10 protein-coding genes are annotated in these 15,772 nt (G+C 65.6%); 4 read left to right on the forward strand and 6 right to left on the reverse strand.

The window, feature by feature from the left end; translation table 11 throughout:
* Nucleotides 1–15: 15 nt before the first annotated feature.
* The 3 genes from KVT32_RS07275 to adeC are packed head-to-tail and all read left to right on the forward strand — an operon-like array spanning nucleotide 16 to nucleotide 5,890.
* On the forward strand, nucleotides 16–1,218 hold the full coding sequence (locus KVT32_RS07275) for an efflux RND transporter periplasmic adaptor subunit (RefSeq protein ID WP_062840886.1): 1,203 nt from the start codon (nucleotides 16–18) through the stop codon (nucleotides 1,216–1,218).
* Nucleotides 1,219–1,232: 14 nt separating this feature from the next.
* A complete protein-coding gene (locus tag KVT32_RS07280; protein WP_217617908.1) occupies nucleotides 1,233–4,412 on the forward strand; it encodes an efflux RND transporter permease subunit in 3,180 nt (1,059 codons plus the stop codon).
* Complete coding sequence (gene adeC, locus KVT32_RS07285; RefSeq protein ID WP_056316494.1) at nucleotides 4,412–5,890, forward strand: AdeC/AdeK/OprM family multidrug efflux complex outer membrane factor; 1,479 nt, start codon at nucleotides 4,412–4,414, stop codon at nucleotides 5,888–5,890. The genes KVT32_RS07280 and adeC overlap by 1 nt, the downstream gene beginning before the upstream one ends.
* An 87-nt stretch (nucleotides 5,891–5,977) precedes the next feature.
* Here adeC and KVT32_RS07290 read toward each other — a convergent pair whose 3' ends face one another.
* The 6 genes from KVT32_RS07290 to KVT32_RS07315 form a co-directional block, all read right to left on the reverse strand.
* Nucleotides 5,978–6,229 (reverse strand): GlsB/YeaQ/YmgE family stress response membrane protein, encoded by a 252-nt coding sequence (locus KVT32_RS07290; protein WP_056316497.1) that lies wholly within the window; start codon nucleotides 6,227–6,229, stop codon nucleotides 5,978–5,980.
* Nucleotides 6,230–6,342: 113 nt separating this feature from the next.
* Nucleotides 6,343–6,957, reverse strand: coding sequence for an SCO family protein (locus KVT32_RS07295; protein WP_056316499.1), 615 nt, complete (start codon nucleotides 6,955–6,957; stop codon nucleotides 6,343–6,345).
* A gap of 233 nt (nucleotides 6,958–7,190) precedes the next feature.
* Nucleotides 7,191–9,257, reverse strand: coding sequence for a M3 family metallopeptidase (locus KVT32_RS07300; protein WP_217617909.1), 2,067 nt, complete (start codon nucleotides 9,255–9,257; stop codon nucleotides 7,191–7,193).
* Between the two features lie 219 nt (nucleotides 9,258–9,476).
* A complete protein-coding gene (folD, locus tag KVT32_RS07305; RefSeq protein ID WP_056316504.1) occupies nucleotides 9,477–10,328 on the reverse strand; it encodes a bifunctional methylenetetrahydrofolate dehydrogenase/methenyltetrahydrofolate cyclohydrolase FolD in 852 nt (283 codons plus the stop codon).
* Nucleotides 10,325–10,951 (reverse strand): response regulator transcription factor, encoded by a 627-nt coding sequence (locus tag KVT32_RS07310; RefSeq protein ID WP_006219003.1) that lies wholly within the window; start codon nucleotides 10,949–10,951, stop codon nucleotides 10,325–10,327. The genes folD and KVT32_RS07310 overlap by 4 nt, the downstream gene beginning before the upstream one ends.
* Nucleotides 10,948–12,702, reverse strand: a complete 1,755-nt coding sequence (locus KVT32_RS07315; RefSeq protein WP_056316505.1) for a PAS domain S-box protein — start codon at nucleotides 12,700–12,702, stop codon at nucleotides 10,948–10,950. Before KVT32_RS07315 ends, KVT32_RS07310 begins: the two co-directional genes overlap by 4 nt.
* Nucleotides 12,703–13,054: 352 nt before the next feature.
* Here KVT32_RS07315 and aceE point away from each other — a divergent pair, with 352 nt between their 5' ends.
* Nucleotides 13,055–15,763 carry a pyruvate dehydrogenase (acetyl-transferring), homodimeric type gene (gene aceE / locus KVT32_RS07320; protein WP_217617910.1) on the forward strand — a complete coding sequence of 903 codons (2,709 nt, stop codon included), beginning with the start codon at nucleotides 13,055–13,057 and terminating at the stop codon, nucleotides 15,761–15,763.
* Nucleotides 15,764–15,772: the final 9 nt, after the last annotated feature.

Genomic DNA, 15,772 nt, shown 5'->3' on the forward strand with positions numbered 1-15,772 from the left:
TCGGGAATGCAATCTATGAATAAGAAAAGCGCTATGTGGCGCGGCGCGGCGGTTTTCGCGCTGACGGCATCGGCTCTCACCCTGGCCGCTTGCGGCAAGAAGCAAGAGGCGCCCCAGGCGGGCAAGCCGCAGGTCACGGTCGTCACCTTGGCGACGCAGCCCGTTTCCCTTACCACCGAACTGCCTGGCCGCACGTCCCCGTTCCGCGTGGCCGAAGTCCGCCCGCAGGTCAACGGCATCGTCCAGAAGCGCCTCTTCACCGAGGGCGGCGAGGTCAAGGCCGGCGAACAGCTCTATCAGATCGATCCCGCCCTCTACCAGGCCAACGTCGACAGCCAGAAGGCTGCGCTGGCCCGCGCCCAGGCGCAGCAGAAGACGGCCGCGCTGCTGGCCGAACGCTACAAGCCGCTGGTCGCCACCCGCGCGGTCAGCCAGCAGACCTACGACAACGCCGTCGCCTCGCGCGATCAGGCCGCCGCCGACGTGCTGTCGGCCAAGGCGGCGCTGGACACGGCCCGCATCAACCTCGTATACACCAAGGTGCTGTCGCCCATCGACGGCATCATCGGCCGCTCCGCGGTCACCGAAGGCGCGCTCGTGACGGCCAACCAGACCAGCGCGCTCGCCGCAGTGCAGCAAATCGACCCCATCTACGTCGACCTCACGCAGTCCAGCGTGCAATTGCTGCGCCTGCAGGACGCCCTGGCCAGCGGCCAGCTGCAAAAGGCCGACGGCGAGCAGGCCGCGCTGGTCACGCTGACGCTGGAAGACGGCTCGCAATACAAAGAGACCGGCAAGCTCCAGTTTTCGGAAGTGACCGTGGACCCGGGCACGGGCTCGATCACGCTGCGCGCGGTGTTCCCCAATCCCGACCGGCGCCTGTTGCCCGGCATGTTCGTGCGCGCGCGCCTGGCTGACGGCGTCGCGGCCGACGGCCTGCTGGTGCCGCAGCGCGGCGTGACGCGCAACCAGCGCGGCCAGCCGACCGCGCTGGTCGTCAACGCCAAGAACCAGGTCGAATTGCGTGACCTGAAGACCGACCGCGCCATCGGCGACAAGTGGCTCGTGACGGACGGCCTGTCGGCCGGCGACCGCGTGATCGTGGAAGGCCTGCAGATGGTGCGCCCCGGCGTTGAAGTCGTCGCCACCGAGGCCAGCGCCAAGGCGCCGCAGCCGCAGCAGCCGCAAGCTGCCGGCGCCGCGCCGGCCAAGCAGTAATCAGGGAGCCACGCATGGCAAAGTTTTTTATCGACAGGCCGGTATTTGCCTGGGTGATCGCGATCGTGCTGATGATGGCCGGCGCGCTGTCCATCCTGCAATTGCCGGTTGCCCAGTATCCCAACATCGCGCCGCCCGCCATCGGCATCGCGGTGACCTACCCGGGCGCGTCCGCGCAGACCGTGCAGGACACCGTCGTGCAGGTGATCGAACAGCAGATGAACGGTCTTGACGGCCTGCAGTACATCTCCTCAGAAAGCAACTCCGACGGCAGCATGTCCATCACGCTGACCTTCAAGCAGGGCACCAACCCCGACACCGCGCAGGTGCAGGTCCAGAACAAGCTTGCGCTGGCGCAGCCGCTTCTGCCGCAGGAAGTGCAGCAGCAGGGCATCCGCGTCACCAAGGCCACCAAGAACTTCCTGATCGTGGCGGGCTTCGTGTCCACCGATGGCTCGATGACCAAGGACGACCTGGCCGACTACGTCGCCTCGTACGTGCAGGATCCCATCAGCCGCACGCAGGGCGTGGGCGACTTCCAGCTCTTCGGCTCGCAGTATGCGATGCGGATATGGCTGGACCCGGCCAAGCTCGTCAATTACGGACTGACCACGGTCGACATCACCACCGCGATCAAGGAACAGAACGTCCAGGTGTCGTCCGGCCAGCTGGGCGGCCTGCCGTCCGTGCGCGGCCAGCAACTGAACGCCACCATCATCGGCCCGTCGCGCCTGCAGACGCCCGAGGACTTCGGCGAGATCCTGCTCAAGGTCAATGCCGACGGTTCGCAGGTGCGCCTGCGCGATGTCTCGCGCATCGAACTGGGCGGCCAGACGTACGCCATCGACAGCTTCTACAACGGCAATCCGGCTTCGGGCCTGGCCATCAAGCTGGCGCCGGGCGCCAACGCGCTGGACACGGCGCAGGCGGTGCGCGACACCATCAACAACCTCAAGCCGTATTTCCCGCCGGGCATGGACGTCGTCTATCCGTACGACACGACGCCGTTCGTCAGCCTGTCGATCCATGAAGTGTTCAAGACGCTGGTCGAGGCCATCATCCTGGTGTTCCTGGTGATGTATCTCTTCCTGCAGAACTTCCGCGCCACCATCATTCCCACGCTTGCCGTGCCGGTGGTGCTGCTGGGCACGTTCGGCGTGCTGGCCGCCTTCGGTTATTCCATCAACACCTTGACCATGTTCGGCATGGTGCTGGCCATTGGCCTGCTGGTCGACGACGCCATCGTGGTCGTGGAAAACGTCGAGCGGGTGATGGCCGAAGAGGGCCTCACGCCCAAGCAGGCCACGCGCAAGTCCATGAGCCAGATCACCGGCGCGCTGATCGGCATTGCGATGGTGCTGGCCGCCGTGTTCATCCCGATGGCGTTCTTCGGTGGCTCCACGGGCGTCATCTACCGGCAGTTCTCGATCACGATCGTGTCCTCGATGGTGCTGTCCGTGATCGTGGCCATCGTCTTCACCCCGGCCTTGTGCGCGACGCTGCTCAAGCCCATTCCCAAGGGCCATCATGGCGCCAAGAGGGGCTTTTTCGGGTGGTTCAACCGCACGTTCGAACGCAGCAGCAACGGCTACGCCAACACCGTCGCGCGCGGCCTGAACCGCACCAAGCGCCTGATGGTCGTGTATCTGGCGCTGGTCATCGCGATGGGCTGGCTGTTCACCCGCATCCCGACCGCGTTCCTGCCGGCCGAGGATCAGGGCATCCTGTTCGCCCAGATCCAGACGCCCGCCGGCGCCACCGCCGAGGCCACCAAGGCCGTCATCGACGACGCCACCAAGTACCTGCTGACCGAAGAAAAGGACGCCGTCACCTCGGTGTTCGCGGTCGACGGCTTTAACTTCGGCGGCCGCGGCCAGAACGCGTCCATCCTGTTCATCAAGCTGCGCGACTGGGAAGAGCGCGGCGACGCCAGCCTGAAGGCCGCCGCCGTGGCCGGGCGCGCCAACGCGCATTTCGCCCAGACGGAACGCCGTGCGAAATTGTTCGTCGTGCCGCCGCCGTCCGTGATGGAACTGGGCAACGTCACCGGCTTTGACTTCCAGCTCATGGACCGCGCCGGCGTGGGCCACGAGAAGCTGCTTGCCGCGCGCAACCAGCTGCTGGGCGAGGCCGCTCAGAGCCCGGTGCTGGTGGGCGTGCGTCCCAATGGCATCGAGGACGCGCCGCAGTACCAGCTGGATATCGACCGCGAAAAGGCCCGCGCCCTGGGCGTGGCCGTGTCGGACATCAACAGCACGCTGGCCACCGCGTGGGGCTCGTCGTACGTCAACGACTTCATCGACCGCGGCCGCGTGAAGAAGGTGTTCGCGCAGGGCGAGGCGTCCTCGCGCATGCTGCCGGAAGACCTGAACAAGTGGTACGTGCGCAACAAGGATGGCGACATGGTGCCGTTCTCGGCGTTCTCCAGCGCGACGTGGAGCTTCGGCCCGCAGAAGCTGAACCGCTACAACGGCGTGCCGTCGTACAACATCCAGGGCCAGGCGGCGCCGGGCTACAGCTCGGGCGCAGCCATGGAAGAAATGGAGCGCCTGGCGGCCAAGCTGCCGGTGGGTGTCGGCTTTGAATGGACCGGCCTGTCGTTCGAAGAACGCCTGTCCGGCGCCCAGGCGCCCGCGCTGTACGCGATCTCGCTCATCGTGGTGTTCCTGTGTTTGGCGGCGCTCTATGAAAGCTGGACCATTCCGTCCGCGGTCATGCTGGTGGTGCCGCTGGGGATCATCGGCGCGCTGCTGGCCACGCTGATGCGCGGCCTGTCCAACGACGTGTACTTCCAGGTGGGTCTGCTTACGACCATCGGGCTGGCGGCCAAAAACGCCATCCTGATCGTGGAGTTCGCCAAGGAGCACTATGAATCGGGCGCCAGCCTGACGGAATCGGCCATCCACGCCGCCCGCCAGCGTCTGCGTCCCATCCTGATGACGTCCCTGGCGTTCATCCTGGGCGTGACCCCGCTGGCGATTTCCAGCGGCGCGGGCTCGGGCAGCCAGAACGCCATCGGCACGGGCGTGATCGGCGGCATGCTGACCGGCACGTTCCTGGCCATCTTCTTCGTACCGGCTTTCTTCGTCATCATGCTGCGCGTGTTCAAGGTCAAGCGCATGAGCGAAAACGTCGACAAGCACGACACCAGCGCCAAGGGGCCGCAGGACGTGCCGGCGGAGGGTCAACCGTAATGACATTCCCGATGAGAACCTTGCTGTCTGTATCCCTGGCGGCGGCCCTGGCGGGCTGCTCGCTGGCCCCCACCTACGAGCGTCCCGATGCGCCCGTCGACGCGGCTTACCCCACGGGGCCTGCGTACAACGCCGCGCAGACGGCCGCACCGGCCGGCATGGCCGTGGCCGACATCGGCTGGCGCGACTTCTTCGGCGATCCGCTGTTGCAACAGCTGATCGAACAGTCGCTGACCAACAACCGCGACCTGCGCGTGGCCGCGCTGAACGTCGAGGCGGCGCGCGCGCAGTACCGCATCCAGCGCGCCGATTTGGCGCCCAGCATCGGCGTGGCGGGCCAGGGCTCGGCCCAGCGCACGCCGGCCGACCTGTCGCCCAGCGGCCGGGCCACCACCAGCCACAGCTACCAGGTCGGCGCCGCCATGTCCGCCTGGGAGCTGGACCTCTTTGGCCGCATTCGCAGCCTGAGCGACAAGGCGCTGGAGTCGTATCTGGCGCTGGATGAAACCCGCACCGCCACGCAGCTCACGCTGATCGCCGAAGTTGCGAACGCTTACCTTACGCTGCGCGCGGACCAGGAACTGCTCAGCCTGACGCGCGACACGCTCAAGAGCCAGCAAGACTCCTACAACCTGACCAAGCAGAGCTACGACCAGGGCCTGTCCACCGCGCTGGACCTGAGTCAGGCCGAAGTGTCGCTGCGCACGGCGGAGCGCAACCTGTCGCAATACACGCGCCAGGCCGCGCAGGACCGCAATGCGCTGGTGCTGCTGGTGGGCCAGCCGTTGTCGCCCGAGATGGCGGCGGCGCTGGACAACGCGGTCAAGCTGGACGACAGCATGCTGCCGACCACGCTGCCCGCCGGCCTGCCGTCCGATCTGCTGGCCCGGCGCCCGGACATCCGTGCCGCCGAGCATCAGTTGAAGGGCGCCAACGCCAATATCGGCGCGGCGCGCGCCGCGTTCTTCCCGACCATCAGCCTGACGGGTTCGGCCGGCACCGCCAGCGCCAGCCTGGGCGGCCTGTTCGACGGCGGTTCCGGGGCCTGGAGCTTCGTGCCCCAGATCACCGTGCCGATCTTCGCGGGCGGCTCGCTGCTGGCGGGGCTGGATCTGGCGAAGGTGCAGAAGAACATCCAGGTGGCGCAGTACGAGAAATCCATCCAGACGGGATTTCGCGAAGTGGCCGACGCGTTGGCCGGCCGCGGCACGCTGGACGAGCAGATCCAGGCGCAACGGTTACTGGTGGACGCCAACCAGCGGGCGTATGACGCGTCCGAGCAACGTTTCCGGCAGGGGATCGACGATTACCTGAGCGTGCTCGATTCGCAGCGCTCGCTGTACACCTCGCAGCAGGCGCTGGTCGACACGCGCCTGGCGCGGCTGACCAATCTGGTCACGCTGTACAAGGTGCTGGGCGGCGGCTGGACGGAACGCACGGTGGCCGCGCCTGCCGCTCCGGCCGCGACTGCGGGCTGATTGCCTGGCGCGCGTTTGCGGTTTGCCATGCAAAACGGGCCGATCTTGCGATCGGCCCGTTTTTTTTGCCTGTCGAACGCGCGGACGTCAGGTGCGCTTTCTGGCGATCAGGCCCACCACGAACAGCACGATGATCGCGCCGACGACGGATCCGATCCATCCCGCGGGTTCGCCGGGGGCGTACCAGCCCAGCGATTGGCCCAGGAAGCCGGCCACGACGGCGCCGATGATGCCCAGAATGGTGGTCATGATGATCCCCATGTTCTGGTCCCCGGGCATGATGGCGCGGGCGATCAGGCCCACGATGAACCCGACGATGATCATGATGATGATGCTCATGCGCGTACTCCTTACTAGGGAAAAGGGGGCAATGTGGACTGATGATACCCACGGATACCCGCGCCCCGCGCGCCACCGTTGTAACAACTGGTGTGCGGACCCCGCCCGTCGGGTCAGGAGGTCAAGTCGATGAGCTGGCGCACATCCTTGGTCAGCGCCTCGATGCTGTCGGTGTCAGATGCCAGCAGGCGCGCCTTTCCGTCCTTGTCGAAAATGTAGACGCCGCGGCTGTGCGTCACTTCGTACATGTCGGCGTCGTCGCCAGGACGGGGCTTTTCGATCTGGTAGGCCACGCGGTAGCGGCGGGCCAGGTCCGCGATCTGCTTTTCGTCGCCCGTCACGCCGATGGCGTTGTTGTTGAAGGCGTTGACGTAGGCCTGCAGGATGTCTGGCGTGTCGCGGTGCGGGTCCACGCTGACAAAGAGAATCCGCACGTCCTTGGCCTTGTCGCCCAGGTTCTGCAACACCGCGGTCAACTGCGCCATGGTGGTGGGGCAGATGTCCGGGCAGCTGGCGTACCCGAAAAACAGCAGCACCGTCTTGCCCTTCAGGTCGTCGCTGCTGACCGTCTTGCCGCCCGCGCCCGGTAGCGAGAACTTCAGGTCCGGCAGGTGCCCCTTGACGTTGTAAAGCGTCCAGTCCACGTTCCTGTCGCCGCAGGCGGCAAGAAACACACACAAAGCCATCAGCAGTCCGCCAAAGAAGCGGCCGGTAATCGAGTGTCGCATGGGTCCAGTAGCCGGAAGGGGGTAAACCTTTCGGATTCTACCTGCTGGATCCGTGAAGAGTTTGCGCGGCCGCAATGCCTTGTGCCGGCGCAGGCTGAAATCAAAAAAATGGCCCGCTCGATGGCGGCCATCTTCCGGAGAGGCGAAATGTGCTGCAGGCGCTCAAGGTGTCAGACACCCGATGAAGGCCGCCGCAAGGTGCGGCGGTGCATCAGGGGTGTCAGACACCGTCATCAACTGACCGTCATACCGCTATGGCGCAGCAGCGCATCGATACGCGGCGCGCGGCCGCGGAACGCGGCAAAAGAATCGGCCGCCGGGCGCGAGCCGCCCACGGCCAGCACTTCGCGGCGAAAGCGCGCGCCGGTTTCCGGATCCAGCGTGCCCAGCGCATTGCCCGCCTGTTTGGCAGCCGCTTCCTCGAAGGCTTCGTACGCGTCCGCCGACAGCACTTCGGCCCACTTGTAGCTGTAATAGCCCGCGCCGTAACCGCCCGCGAACAGGTGCGAGAAGGCGTGCGGCAGGCGATGCCATTGCGGCGGGAACAGCACCGCCACTTCCTGGCGCACTTCCTGCAGCAACGCCAGCACCTCGGAAATCGACGCGCCCTTGCTGCGGTCGTGCATCAGCATGTCGAAGAGCGCAAATTCGATCTGGCGCACCGTCTGCATGCCGCTCTGGTAGTTGCGGGCGGCGACCAGGCGGTCGTAGAGCGCGCGCGGCAGGGGCTCGCCCGTGTCCACATGCGCCGACAGCTTCTGCACCACGGCCCATTCCCAGCAGAAGTTCTCCATGAACTGCGAAGGCAGCTCGATGGCGTCCCATTCGACGCTGGCGAACGCCGCGGCGCCGGGCTCGTCGACTTCGGACAACAGCGCGTGCAGCGCGTGGCCGGTTTCATGGAAGAGGGTGATGACGTCGTCGTGCGTCAGCACGGCGGGACGATCGCCGTTGGGGCGCGAGAAATTGCACGTCAGGTAGGCAATGGGCGTCTGCACCGTGCCGGCCACGACGCGGCGCGTGCGCTCGCTGTCGACCCAGGCGCCATTCTGCTTGCCGGCGCGGGCGTACAGGTCCAGATACAGATGGCCGATCAGCGCGCCTTCGGGGCTTTCGACGCGCACGCCGCGCACGTCGCCGTGCCACGACGACACGGGCGTTTCGGTCAGGCGCACGCCGAACAGGGTCTGGATCACGTCGAACAGGCCAGCCAGCACGCGCGGTTCGGTGAAGTACTGTTTGACCTCGTCTTCGGAGTACGCATAGCGCGATTCGCGCAGGCGTTCCGAGGCGTAGGGCACGTCCCACGGTTGCAGGCTGTCCAGGCCCAGTTCGCCGGTGGCATAGGCCGTGAGTTCGGCCAGGTCACGCTGCGCGAAAGGCTTGGCGCGCGCGGCCAGGTCGCGCAGGAACGCGGTCACTTCCTTGGCGTCGCGGGCCATGCGCGTCTGCAAGCGCAGCGCGGCAAACGTGCCCAGGCCCAGCAGGCCCGATTCTTCGGCGCGCAGCGCCAGCAGTTCTTCGATCAGCGGCGAGTTGTCGAACTTGGCGTCGCCCTGCTCGGACGCCACCGTGCCGTAGCCGCGGTACAGCGCCTCGCGCAGCGAGCGATCCTTGGCGTACTGCATGACGGGCAGGTAGCAGGGCATCTTCAGCGTGAGCTTCCAGCCGGCCTTGCCGTCTTCGTGGGCGGCGGCGCGCGCGGCGGCGATCACGTCCGCCGGAATGCCGGCCAGGCGGCTTTCGTCTTCCACGATCAGCGACCACGCGTCGATGGAATCGAGCACGTTTTCCGAGAACTTCTGCGAGGCCTGCGCCTCGCGATCGGAGATCTGGGCATAGCGTTCACGGTCCGCGCCTTGCAGTTCGACCCCGCTCAGGCGGAAATCGCGCAGGGCCATTTCCACGATGCGGCGGCGCACCGGCGTCCAGGACGCGAAGTCGGGCGCGGCGGCCAGCCGCTGATATTGCTTGTACAGGCCTTCGTGCAGGCCCACCCAGGTCGAAAACTCGGTGACCAGCGGCAGCGCGGCGTTATAGGCCTCGCGCAGCTCCGGCGTATTGACGACTGCATTCAGATGGCCGGCCACCGACCAGGCGCGCCACAGGCGCTCGGACGCAGTGTCCAAGGGCTCGACCACGGCCTCCCAGGTGGGCGCGAGCGCGGGATCGGCAGCCTGGTCGACGGCCTTGCGGGCGATGCCCAGCAGCTCCTCGACGGCAGGCACGATATGCGCGGGTTTGACGGCCGCGTAATCGACCAGTTCGGACACGGGAGCAAGCAGGGGGTTCTGAGTCATGGTGTTACCGGCTTATTGAGTGGCGGACGACGCGCGCGGCGCGCCGGCGATAAGGATCAGGTAAGGGCGATCGTCCCGAACGCAAGGCCCGCCGGCGGACGGGGAGGGTGTCTGCCCCCCAAGTTGCGGCTGGTGTGCGGCAGATGTCTGACACCCCAGAGACGCCTGCTCAAGCTGAAGCGCCTCTCACACGGGTGTCAGACACCGAGGTCTACGCAGTCAGCCTGCAGCGCGTTCCGCCGCTTCGACCGTGTTGACCAGCAGCATGGCGATGGTCATGGGGCCGACGCCGCCGGGGACCGGCGTGATGGCGCCGGCCACTTCCTTGGCGGACGCGAAATCCACGTCGCCGCACAGCTTGCCGTCGGCGCCGCGATTGATGCCCACGTCGATGACGACGGCGCCCGGCTTGATCATCGAGCCGTCGATCATGCCCGGCTTGCCGGTGGCCACGACCAGCACGTCGGCGCGGCGGGTCTGGGCCGCCAGGTCGCGCGTTTTGGAGTTGCAGATCGTGATGGTGGCGCCGGCCTGCAGCAGCAGCATGGCCATCGGCTTGCCCACGATGTTGCTGGCGCCCACGATGACGGCCTCGGCACCGCGCAGGTTCACGCCTTCCGATTCCAGCATCTTCATCACGCCATACGGCGTGCAGGGACGGAACAGCGGCTGGCCGGTCATGAGCAGGCCCGCGTTGCTGATATGGAAGCCGTCCACGTCCTTTTCGGCCGCGATGGCCTCGATGACCTTGTGGGCGTCCATGTGCTTGGGCAGGGGCAGCTGCACCAGGATGCCGTGGATGCTGGGATCCTGGTTCAGGACCTGGATGCGGGCCAGCAGTTCGGCCTCGGTCATCTCGGCCGGGTATTGCTCTTTCACGGAATGCAGTCCGGCCTTTTCGCAGGCCGCGACCTTGTTGCGCACATACACCTGCGACGCGGGATCCGCGCCGACAAGCACAACGGCCAGGCCGGGGCGGGTGCCCTTGGCGGCCAGGGCCGAGACACGCTCGGCGACTTCTTCGCGAATGCGCTGCGAGAGCGCGGCGCCGTCAATAATCCTTGCGGTCATGCGTGTGCCTCGGGTTTGGCCAGAGCCACTTTCATCAAATCTGCAACGGTGGTCACTTCAAGTTTTTCCATGATGTTGGCGCGGTGCGCCTCGACGGTCTTGATGCTGATGCCCAGGTCGTCGGCGATCTGCTTGTTCAAGCGGCCCGCAACGATGCGCTCCAGCACCTGTTGCTCGCGCGCGGTCAGGCGCGCCAGCATGGCTTCGTGGTCCTTCTGAGCCTGGTGCTTGCTCACGCGCTGCGTGGCCTGCTCCAGCATGCGCGCCACGATCTCGCGCAGGTCGGATTCGTTGAACGGTTTTTCCAGGAAGTCGACGGCGCCTTTCTTCATGGTGGACACCGCCATGGGCACGTCGCCGTGGCCGGTGATGAACACGATGGGCAGCGGGGCATTGCGCGCGATCAGCTGTTCCTGAAGTTCCAGGCCGCTCATGCCGGGCATCCGCACGTCGGCGATCAGCACGCCGATCTGGCTGGCGTCGTAGTCTTCCAGGAACGATTCGCCGCTGGCGTAGGCGCGAACGCGGTATCCATTGGCTTCAAGCAGCCAACGCAGCGAATCGCGGACCGCTTCGTCGTCGTCGACAATGAATACCGTGCTCGACAGGTGGGGCGTGTTCATGCGTGCAACTCCTCGGACTGATCGTTCTGGGCCTGCGTCTGGGTCGCAGCGCAGGGCAGGGTGAAGCGGAAGATAGTACCGCCGGCCGGGTTGGGGTCAGCCCACAGGCGGCCGTGATGCGATTCGATAATGGTACGGCAGATATTCAGCCCCATGCCCAGGCCCTGGGACTTGGTGCTGAAGAACGGTTCGAACAGGCGCTCGGGTTCGGCCAAGCCGTGGCCGCGGTCCACCACGGCCACCTCGATATGCTGATCGTGAAGAATTACGGCAACCTTAAGCTCGTCTGACTCGCTCTTTTCCATGGCTTCCAGCCCGTTCTTGAGCAGGTTCAGCAGTACCTGCTCAATAAGGATGGGGTCGGCCAGGACGTCGGGCGCGTTGGACGGCACGAAGCTGTCGATGCGGATGCGGCGCTTGCGGGCGTCGATCTCGGCAAAACCGATGGCGTTGTCGACAATGCGGCCGATCGCCACGCGCTGGCGGCGCGGCTCGCTGCGCTTCACGAATTCGCGGATGCGGCTGATGATCTTGCCCGCGCGCTCGGCCTGCGAAGCGGCTTTTTCCAGCGCGGGCAGCAGCATGTTGGGGCTGGTGTGGCCGGCCTTGACCAAAGCCACCGCACCCATGCTGTAGTTGGCAATGGCCGTCAGCGGCTGGTTCAGTTCGTGCGCCAGCGACGAAGCCATTTCGCCCATGGTGGTCAGGCGGCTGGTGAGCTGGATCTTTTCCTGCTGCACGCGCGACGCTTCCTCGTGCCCGCGGCGCTCGGTGATGTCGCGCGCCACCTGCATGCGCACGCGGCGCCCGTCGGTCCAGGCCAGCATGCGGTGGTGCACTTCAAACCAGCGCTGCACGGACGGCGCGAAGACTTCGACCGATTCGTCGGTGAAGCGGCCGCGGCGGCCGGCCAGCAGTTCGTCGTGTCCGCCCGTCTGCGCGCCGAACACGCGGCGATAGGTGCGGTTGGCAAACAGCAGCTCCAGCCCGTCATGCGTGTCGGCAGTGACCGAGATGGCGTCGTCCAGGCCTTCCAGCACGGTCATGAATCGTTCGTGGGCGGCCGTCAGGGCCTCGCGGATGCGCTTGGGCTCGGTGATGTCCGTCATGGACGTCATCCAGCCGATCTGGTTGCCGTTGGGGTCCAGCAAGGGCGACACGTACATGCGCGCCGTGAAGCGCGATCCGTCGCGCCGCTGGGCCTCGACCTCCAGGCCGCTGCTGGGCGTCTTGCCCGACATCAGCACGTCCAGCGTGTGCTGGTGCTGTTCGTGGCGGCCCGGCACCCAATAGGGGAAGGGCGGGCTGCGGCCGATCAGGTCGGCCTCGTTCCAGCCGATCATCCGGCAGAAGGCCGGGTTCACATAGGCGATGCGGCCCTCCATGTCGAGCACGCGCATGCCCGTGGACATGGAGTTTTCCATGGCGCGCCGGAACCCGGTCTCGGCAATGAGCGCGGCTTCGGCGGTGGACCGGAAGCGCGTATAGCGCCACAGCATCAGCAGGCTGATGACGATGACGCAGGACAGGGCAAGCACGACCCAGATCAGGCGTTGCTGGCGTAGTTCCTGGTCAATGGTGACAAACATGACGCTGTCGTCATGGATGCGCTGCAACCAGAAGAACACCCCCATCACACAGATATAGAGGATCAGCACCATGGCGGGCGTGACCCAGTACACCCCGCGCCGCCGGGTGCGGGCGTGATCGTGGAAAGGCGTAGGTATGTTTGACTTGGGCGCGCTGGACATGGAATTCGGGGCCGGTAGACCGCGCATTTTAGTGCGTGTTGGAACGGAATTGCCGGGAATCAAGTCCACCATGCGTCCTAGCCCATAAAAACGAGGGTGTTCAGCAATTCAGGTTCTGTTCAAGTTTCCGCATTATGAAATGCCGTACCGCAACATGAAATTTTCCTTGCGACCGGTTAATCTTCTTTCTTAGAATGCCGCCTGACAGGGAAACCGCCCCTGGCAGGTCCTTAGAACGCCCCGACCCCATTCATCACATGGTAGCCCGGATGATCCCGGCTACCATGCAATGTCCGCGAGCAGATCAATAAGCGGTTTGTGGTCACGAACGAACCCCAACAGGAGACACACGATGTCCTCTAACGCCCAGGCTGGCGCCGTGCAGGCCGCCAACGACGAAGACACCCTTGAAACCCAGGAGTGGCTCGAAGCCCTGGCAGCCGTCCTTGATCGCGAAGGACCGCAGCGCGCCCATTACCTGCTGGAACGCCTGATCGACGAAGCCCGTCGCTCCGGCGCTCACATTCCGTTCTCCCCCAATACCGCTTACGTCAACACGATTCCCCCCGGCCTGGAGCCGGCGCACCCGGGCAACCTGGAACTGGAATCGCGCATCCGTTCGTACGTGCGCTGGAACGCCATGGCCATGGTGGTCAAGGCCAACAAGCACAACCCGCCCGATGGCGGCGACCTGGGCGGCCACATCGCGTCGTTCGCCTCGCTGGCTACCATGATCGGCTGCGGTCAGAACCACTTCTGGCACGCTGAAGACGAAGGCCACGGCGGCGACCTGGTCTACTTCCAGGGCCACACCTCGCCCGGCATGTATGGCCGCGCCTACCTCGAAGGCCGCCTGACCGAAGACCAGCTGAACCATTTCCGCCAGGAAGTGGACGGCAAGGGCCTGTCCTCGTACCCGCATCCGAAGCTGATGCCGGACTTCTGGCAGTTCCCGACGGTGTCGATGGGCCTGGGCCCGCTGATGGCCATCTACCAGGCCCGTTTCCTGAAGTACCTGCACGCCCGCGGCATTGCCGACACCAGCAACCGCAAGGTCTGGGTGTTCTGCGGCGACGGCGAAATGGACGAACCCGAATCGCTGGGCGCCATCGCCCTGGCGGCCCGCGAAAAGCTGGACAACCTGATCTTCGTCATCAACTGCAACCTGCAGCGCCTGGACGGCCCGGTGCGCGGCAACGGCAAGATCATCCAGGAACTGGAAGGCGACTTCCGCGGTTCGGGCTGGAACGTCATCAAGCTGATCTGGGGCGGCTACTGGGATCCGCTGCTTGCGCACGACAAGGAAGGCATCCTGCGCCAGATCATGGAAGAAACCGTTGACGGCGAGTACCAGGCGTACAAGGCCAACGACGGCAAGTTCGTGCGCGAACACTTCTTTGGCAAGCACCCCAAGCTGCTGGAAGCCGTGTCGCGCATGAGCGATGAGGACATCTGGCGCCTGAACCGTGGCGGCCACGATCCCCACAAGGTGTATGCGGCCTTCAAGTCGGCCAGCGACCACACCGGCCAGCCCACCGCCATCCTGGCCAAGACCATCAAGGGCTACGGCATGGGCCACGTCGGCCAGGCCAAGAACCCGACCCACCAGCAAAAGAAGCTGGAACTCGACTCCATCCGCGAATTCCGCGACCGCTTCGGCATCCCCATCCCGGACGACAAGCTGGCGGACCTGCCGTACTTCAAGCCGGCCGAAGACTCGCCCGAAATGAAGTACCTGCACGAGCGCCGCGCCGCGCTGGGGGGCTACCTGCCGCGCCGCCGCGCCAAGGCCGACGAGCAGCTCAAGGCCCCCGCGCTGGACGCGTTCAAGGCCGTGCTGGAGCCCACCGCGGAAGGCCGTGAAATCTCGACCACCCAGGCCTTCGTGCGCATCCTGAACCAGGTGCTGCGCGACAAGGAACTGGGTCCGCGCGTCGTGCCGATCCTGGCCGACGAATCGCGCACCTTCGGCATGGAAGGCCTGTTCCGCCAGATCGGCATCTACGCGCCGGAAGGCCAGAAGTACACCCCGGTCGACAAGGACCAGGTCATGTACTACAAGGAATCGGCCGACGGCCAGCTCCTGCAGGAAGGCATCAACGAAGCGGGCGCGATGAGCTCGTGGATTGCGGCGGCCACGTCGTACTCCTCGAACAACCGCATCATGATCCCGTTCTTCATCTACTACTCGATGTTCGGGTTCCAGCGCATCGGCGACCTGGCCTGGGCCGCTGGCGACATGCAGGCGCGCGGCTTCCTCCTGGGCGGCACCGCCGGCCGCACGACGCTGAACGGCGAAGGCCTGCAGCACGAAGACGGCCACAGCCACATCCTGGCCTCGACCATCCCGAACTGCGTCTCGTACGACCCGACGTTCGGCCACGAGCTGGCCGTGATCATCCAGCATGGCTTGAAGCGCATGGTGGAAGACCAGGAAAACGTCTACTACTACCTGACGGTGATGAACGAAAACTACCCGCAGCCCGGTCTGACCAAGGGCGACGAGGAAGGCATCATCAAGGGCATGTACAAGCTCAAGTCGCACGGCAAGGGCAAGAACCGCGTGCAGCTCATGGGTTCGGGCACGATCCTGCGCGAAGTCATGGCCGCGCAGGAACTCCTGGCCGCCGATTGGGACGTCGCCTCGGACCTCTGGAGCGTCACCAGCTTCACCGAGCTGCGCCGCAATGGTCTGGACGCCGAACGCCACAACATGCTGCACCCCGACGAGAAGAAGCCGCAGGTCGCTTACGTCACGGAACAGCTGGCCAAGACGGAAGGCCCGATCATCGCGTCGACCGACTACATGAAGCTCTTTGCGGACCAGATCCGTCCGTTCGTGCCCAAGGGCCGCGAATACAAGGTGCTGGGCACCGATGGTTTCGGCCGCTCGGATTTCCGCGCCAAGCTGCGCGAACACTTCGAGGTGGATCGCCACTTCGTCGTCGTGGCCGCCCTGCGCGCGCTGGCCGACGAAGGCAAGGTGCCGGTCGCCAAGGTGGCCGAAGCCATCAAGAAGTACGGCATCAATCCGAACAAAGCCAACCCGCAATACGCCTGAGGGTAAAGA

It is taken from the genome of Achromobacter sp. GbtcB20, from assembly GCF_019091095.1.
Taxonomy (GTDB): Bacteria; Pseudomonadota; Gammaproteobacteria; order Burkholderiales; family Burkholderiaceae_B; genus Achromobacter; species Achromobacter mucicolens.

Coding starts and splice junctions, on each gene's coding strand:
- KVT32_RS07295 (WP_056316499.1), bottom strand. CDS start 6,957: ATGCGACACTCGATTACCGGCCGCTTCTTTGGCGGACTGCTGATGGCT.
- adeC (WP_056316494.1), top strand. CDS start 4,412: ATGACATTCCCGATGAGAACCTTGCTGTCTGTATCCCTGGCGGCGGCC.
- KVT32_RS07300 (WP_217617909.1), bottom strand. CDS start 9,257: ATGACTCAGAACCCCCTGCTTGCTCCCGTGTCCGAACTGGTCGATTAC.
- KVT32_RS07310 (WP_006219003.1), bottom strand. CDS start 10,951: ATGAACACGCCCCACCTGTCGAGCACGGTATTCATTGTCGACGACGAC.
- KVT32_RS07275 (WP_062840886.1), top strand. CDS start 16: ATGAATAAGAAAAGCGCTATGTGGCGCGGCGCGGCGGTTTTCGCGCTG.
- KVT32_RS07315 (WP_056316505.1), bottom strand. CDS start 12,702: ATGTCCAGCGCGCCCAAGTCAAACATACCTACGCCTTTCCACGATCAC.
- KVT32_RS07290 (WP_056316497.1), bottom strand. CDS start 6,229: ATGAGCATCATCATCATGATCATCGTCGGGTTCATCGTGGGCCTGATC.
- aceE (WP_217617910.1), top strand. CDS start 13,055: ATGTCCTCTAACGCCCAGGCTGGCGCCGTGCAGGCCGCCAACGACGAA.
- KVT32_RS07280 (WP_217617908.1), top strand. CDS start 1,233: ATGGCAAAGTTTTTTATCGACAGGCCGGTATTTGCCTGGGTGATCGCG.
- folD (WP_056316504.1), bottom strand. CDS start 10,328: ATGACCGCAAGGATTATTGACGGCGCCGCGCTCTCGCAGCGCATTCGC.